We start from the raw sequence: 557 nt of genomic DNA on the forward strand, positions 1-557 counted from the left end.
ACCCTTTCACACTCTCACGCGTATTACGGAACAAAATACGACCGGTACCGTGACGATCTAATAGCTCGTTGAGCGCATAGGTGCGCAGTTTGTCGTCTTCATTGATCGTGGACAGCTCATCCATACTGATGTCTAATAAATTGCTCAGCGCAGCGATTTGACCGTCATTGAGCGGCTTATCCTCTATCAACACACCAGCGACTGCTGCCGTCTCTGCAAAGGCTTCTTGACCATCGATGAACTCATCCAAATCATCAAAACGATCTGGATCAAGCAGACGCAAACGGGCAAAGTGACTCTGCGCGCCAAGTTGCTCTGGCGTTGCTGTTAATAGCATCACGCCTGGCGTCTCTTCTGCAAAGTCTGCCACCAGATCGTATTTATCATTTCCGCCTTGCGCTTCATCCCAATGCAGATGATGCGCCTCGTCCACGACCAATAGATCAAATCCTGCATCCATCGCTTGATCATACAAATCTGGATGGTCAATCAATAAATCCATACCTGCGATGATGCACTGCTCAGTGGCAAACACGTTTTGCTCAGGATCATGCTCT

1 pseudogene is annotated in these 557 nt (G+C 48.7%); it reads right to left on the reverse strand.

From position 1 onward, the window contains the following. A pseudogene (locus tag ACS8FC_RS19890) lies at window positions 1-557 on the reverse strand (RNA polymerase-associated protein RapA); the annotation flags it as partial.

Source organism: Psychrobacter sp. 1Y4 (assembly GCF_051847555.1).